Source organism: Pseudomonas sp. P5_A12, assembly GCF_056400685.1.
Genome location: NZ_JBFUKU010000331.1, coordinates 1 through 5,457 on the forward strand (window position 1 = coordinate 1; position 5,457 = coordinate 5,457).

Annotated in this window: 4 protein-coding genes; 2 read left to right on the forward strand and 2 right to left on the reverse strand. The window is 51.2% G+C overall.

Annotation, left to right across the window (positions count from 1 at the left end; all coding sequences use genetic code 11):
- Window positions 1-140: 140 nt before the first annotated feature.
- A complete protein-coding gene (locus tag AC1DSG_RS26945; RefSeq protein ID WP_477793603.1) occupies window positions 141-965 on the reverse strand; it encodes a sugar phosphate isomerase/epimerase family protein in 825 nt (274 codons plus the stop codon).
- A gap of 256 nt (window positions 966-1,221) precedes the next feature.
- On the reverse strand, window positions 1,222-2,058 hold the full coding sequence (locus AC1DSG_RS26950; RefSeq protein WP_477793604.1) for an alpha/beta fold hydrolase: 837 nt from the start codon (window positions 2,056-2,058) through the stop codon (window positions 1,222-1,224).
- Window positions 2,059-3,066: 1,008 nt separating this feature from the next.
- On the opposite strand from AC1DSG_RS26950, the gene AC1DSG_RS26955 reads away from it, so the two are divergent.
- Window positions 3,067-3,855, forward strand: coding sequence for an SDR family oxidoreductase (locus AC1DSG_RS26955; RefSeq protein ID WP_477793605.1), 789 nt, complete (start codon window positions 3,067-3,069; stop codon window positions 3,853-3,855).
- A 526-nt stretch (window positions 3,856-4,381) separates the two neighbouring features.
- A complete protein-coding gene (locus tag AC1DSG_RS26960) occupies window positions 4,382-5,344 on the forward strand; it encodes a 3-hydroxyacyl-CoA dehydrogenase (protein WP_477793606.1) in 963 nt (320 codons plus the stop codon).
- Window positions 5,345-5,457 lie beyond the last annotated feature (113 nt).

The window sequence follows — 5,457 nt, forward strand, 5'->3', positions numbered from 1 at the left end:
ACTTTATGGTGTTGGCACCGACGCCAAATTGACCCTGTTGCCGAGATGGCACTGAGTCAGTCTGTTCCTCTCGAACCATTTACTCGAGTTGGATCAACCGCTTTGCATATGCCAGCAAGCGGCTGAACTCAGTGTAAGTATCAACCCAAATGTCTGAACCAGTGTGGGTTTTGCTCTGCCAGCTCAATCATCTCCACTAGCGCATCATGTGAGCGTCTGACTTTGTTGTAGGGGTTACCTCCCTCAAGCCATCCCTGGTAGCCAAACGGGCCATCGTATCCCAGGTTTTTGAGCACACCGATGATTGCAAGGTTATCCAGCTCGCCGGAATCCAGTGTTTCAAACGTTGCTTTGCCGCCAAAGCCTAGAGGGCTGTGACGTGAGCCGGTTAGATGAACCATCCGTAGCCACGGGTAAATACCTTCGAGTACAGGTCGGGGGTTATCGCCCTCCAGTGCATACCAATGGTAGCCAGTGAAAACGATGCCTAGAGACTGATGACGTAACTTTTCGCAAAGTTCGATCGCCATCTTGTGCTTATCCATCCAGAAGCCCATATGGGGATAGAGGAGCAACTCAAGCCCTCTGCGTCCGCAAATTTCCAATGCTTTGGAGAGCCAGGCCCAGACCACGGCGTCACCGCCACCTGCGGTTTTGATAGCCACTGTGAACGTTGAAGTCCCTTCCACGGTTTCCAGCATCTTGAGCAGGTCACGGTTGGCTGGATGATCAACTCCTTGAGATAAATCCAGGATTACGTAGAGCCCACTTACATCAATGCCAAAATCTTCTTTAGCTGATTTGACATGCGCCAGCTGATTCCAATTTCTCCCATCCCAAGCTGCATGGATGATGCCGTCATAGCCAGCTAGTTTTAGAATTTCACACTGAGCTTGGAAATCGTAGACGCCTGAGGAGTTAAAAAATGCAGCATCCACCGCATACAGATGGTTTTTGGTTTTCATATAAGTGCCTAATCTGCGTTTAAGTCTCAGCGGGCAGCGAAATAAGCCGCTGCAGGATTTCAAAGCAGATCCTACGGGCATTAATGGGGACTGTGGTTCCCCACACCTGCGTCGCTTTATTGCTGAAAGAGACGCGGATTACTGGACAGAAAAAATCACGAAAATATTGACTCACTCATTGAAAAGCTCAGGCTGATGACCCACACAAGTAGCTCCCATACGCGTGTCATCAACCAGAACTGTCACGATTGAGCTTTTACCGTTTCGAGTTTTGAACCAGTTCGTAAAAACTGAGTATCTGCGGCAACACTTGCTCCGGTGCTTCGAGAGTCGGGCTATGACCGATCTTGCTCAGGCGCACGAGCGTCGAGTTTGGCAGCTCACGCTGCATTTCGTCTGACCAGGCAGGAGGACGTGGCATGTCCTCTTCGCCATTGATGATTAGTACAGGTATTTCGATTGACGGCAAAAGGCCTACCGAACTTTCCCTGTGCATTACACCTTTCATGGCCGGACGGAGCGCCCTTGGCAAAGCTTCGATCTTCGCGCGCCAGTAGGCAATCAATTCAGCCTTGGAGGGGTCGTTACGACTGGTTTTGCCAAACATTACCTCCATGGTTAACTCTAGAATCTCACCAGTAAAGCCGTGCTCCCCTGCATCGACCACCCATTGAGCGAAACGCTCTCCCTGACCTGCAGGTTCACCACACGCGGATGAGCCCGCGACGACCAAGGAGCGAAACAAATGCTGGTTGGCAGCGATCAGGCGGAAGGCTACGTCTCCGCCCATGGATTGAGCCATTACGTTTACATTTGTTAGTTCCATGGCGTTGATCAGCGCTTGAATATCTTCCGCACACTGATCCATGCTGATGATATCGACGTTTTCAATTGCGCTTTGTCCTTGACCACGGAAGTCTGGACGAATGACTCGAAACTTGCCGCTCGCGGCTTGGACTAGCCCATCAAACATAGTTCCATCAAGAAAGCACGAGTGCAGGCAAAGCACTACGGGCAATTGTGTTTCGCCCGTATCCCTGACCCACAGCGTGGTACCGTTTACAATCATTTCTTTTTCATATGACTTAGACATAATTACACCCTTATTATTAGATAAATTTCAAGAAGATGCTTGCAACACCTACCTCAAAGACCAGCCATTCAACACCGTCATTAATCTTCCAACGCACGGACAACTAAATTTAAACCGGTAACTTTTTCCGATGAGTGTATAGCCGTATCGAAAAGTGACGGATAGAAGTTTTAGGAGCACACACAGTGCGTCGTTGGAACTCTTCGAGAGGTCATTGGAAGGATCGTTTGATCCAATTGCAACTTGGCTGGAACCCATCGGAGTACCTCCGGGTATTTTGTTTTTATGTTCCTGATGACCGTCGGTCACAGGTAGACGAGAGCTAACGCCAACCTCGTTTAAATGATCCTATTGGGGTCGTCACCGGATGAATACGTCAAAAAATTCACACCAGCTATGAACGTACGGCAAAGCTGAATGGCATGACTTTGAGATACGATTGGCAGCGCTCTAGATCCGAAACTCACTCCAACGAGCTATTTCTACCGCACAGGCCTCGGACGAACGGCAGCACGAATCCGTTCGATAAATGCCGCCATAGCTAGCGAGGTCAGTTATTACTTTCCTACAGAGGCTCGGGAGACCAGGTTTTGATGAACGTGTCTATGGATATGCGAACCTTGGGAGAGAGGTGCCTTTCCCATTCAGACCGACCGATTGGGAAGCGCATACAAGCGCTCCCCTCTCCAGCCCACCGACAAGATCGAAGACAGCTCTCGTTTCTATCCTTGCCCTCAACATGTCCAGTGGTCGCTTTGACGCTTCCGACTCGTCAGCCATGTCCGATTGCGCGCGTTTTTTCCTTGAATCTCCCTCAATAGGCACGTAAGCGGATCCCGAAAGTGTTGTCAGCATTCTCCGCCATCGACCAACACCTGCCATTACAGCGCATAATCCTGTCTTGACAAAAAAACTGTGATCACATATCACTGTATAAGAATTCCTAGTCACTGCCTGCATCGACTATGGAAAGACGTCCGACAAAAAAATAAGACAGGATACAAAGCTATGAACGTTGTGAAACGACTTACCCCCTACTCCGGTTTGAAGGTTTTGATTTCCGGCGGAGCTGCGGGTATCGGGGAGGTAATTGCCGCTGCCTATCTCGAGATCGGGGCGAAAGTGCATGTTTGTGATGTCAGCGAGAAGGCTGTTTCAGCATTTCGTGAGCGCTACCCTGAGGCATTAGCTACGCAGGCTGATGTTTCTAACTCTGCTGAAGTTAAGCGAGTCTTTGAGATACAACGAGAGTGGGCGAATGGGCTTGATGTTCTGATCAACAATGCTGGCATTGCGGGGCCGACGGGCGGGATAGACAAAATCACTGACGCCGAGTGGGAGCAAACGATAGACATCAACCTCAATGCACAGTACCGCTTCGCTCATCATGCTGTACCTCTGTTGGTTGATTCAGAACATGCTCACATCATTCACATCTCATCCGTCGCCGGCCGCTTAGGTTACGCTTGGCGAACCCCATATGCGGCGACCAAATGGGCAATTGTAGGGCTGATGAAGTCCCTGGCTGCGGAGTTGGGCGAAAGGGACATTCGAGTCAACGCACTTCTACCGGGTATCGTCGAAGGCCCTCGTCAGGATCGCGTTATCAGTGATCGCGCCAGGCAATTAGGAATCTCCGAGCCTGAGATGCTCCAACAAACGTTGAAGAAAATCTCATTACGCCGGATGACTCCACCCGAGGACGTGGCAGCAATGGCCTTATTTCTCTGCTCTCCCGCCGCTCACAATGTGACAGGCCAAGCGATCAGTATCGACGGCAATGTCGAGTACCTCTGATCCAGTTTCGCGATAAATCTACTACGGCTTGCCAACAGTCTGCTGGCGAGCCGTTTATTAAGCAGGTGCATCTGGAATGGCAAATTGCTTTCGTACCCGAGCTAAACCACAACTGCGGATCCCTTCCGATTAATCAGTTCGATACTGGAAATCMCTGCTCCCTTCCCAAGGTATTCGAGAGGATATGTTCAATTTCTCACGTACCAATCTTCGCGATGCCGCTCCTTGCAAACCCAGTACGCACATAGTCCAGGAACTGCGCAGTCTGAGCACATCTGCTTAATCGAAGCACAAGCACATAGATCCCTCTCAGTTCGCCTCAAAGCGCCTTCTGAGCGCTCGCAAAGCCGATCGTCAGACAATCTTGAAAATACTCTTGTGATCTGTGATCACACCGGATAGCATAAATCTCATAGCGCACATTTCAGCGTTGGCTACCTGCAAAGCCCCCCATTCGAAACACGATGAGGACTGCGCGAGCCAGACCCGCAACTCCTAACCATAAATACAAAAATTGGAGAACATCATGCGAAGTACAACTACCTCTACGACTGAGCGTGGCCCCGTTGCAATTGTTGGCGCAGGCCTGATCGGTAGAGCTTGGGCAATCGTTTTTGCTCGTGCAGGTCATCCAGTGCGTCTGCACGACATGGATCTGCAAACGATGCAGAACAGCCATGCCTACATCGAAGCAAGACTGAATGAGCTCGCAGAATTCGATCTCCTCAATGACGCCCCCCTCACCGTGCTAAAGCGCATTACATGTGTTCCTGATTTGGCAGAAGCACTACGTGACGTGGTGCTCGTCCAGGAAAACGTTCGGGAAACGGTCGAGGCAAAAATCGACATTTTTAGTCGAATGGATGCGTTGGCTCCCAAGAACGCGATCCTTGCCAGTTCAACCTCATGGCTACCGGCCTCCGAGTTCACCAAGGATCTTCCTGGTCGGGGGCGCTGCGTAGTTGCTCATCCGACCAATCCGCCTTACCTGATTCCGCTGGTAGAACTATGCCCTGCGCCGTGGACAGACTCTGAGGTCATGGTTCGTGCGCACGCGATCTACACCGCAGCCGGACAGAGCCCTGTCGTTCTATCCCGGGAGATCCACGGCTTCTTGCTCAATCGAGTCCAAGCCGCAGTCCTGAACGAATGCTTCAAATTGCACGAGGATGGCCTGGCTAGCTCGGAGGACATCGATCGGGTGCTTAAAGATGGACTGGCCCTTCGGTGGTCTTTCATGGGCCCCTTCGAAACCATCGATCTCAACGCCCCTGCCGGCGTATCCGACTATGCCCAACGCTATGGCCAACAAAATCGCGAGACGATCGGTTCCGAAAATGCTTTTGACTGGTCGGAATCAGCCGTTGCCCGAGTGCATGACGAGCGTCGCCAAAAACTTGAGCTGGAGGGAATTGCATTGCGTTCCGCGTGGCGTGACCGACGCCTGATGGCCCTCGCTGCTCATAAGCGTCAAGCCCCGAATTCTTGACCGCACTACTACGTCCTGAACACCAAAACAAAAGCACCCAGGAGATCACCATGGCTCGTAAAGTCATCATTACTTGCGCAGTTACCGGCGCAATTCACACCCCATCTATGTCC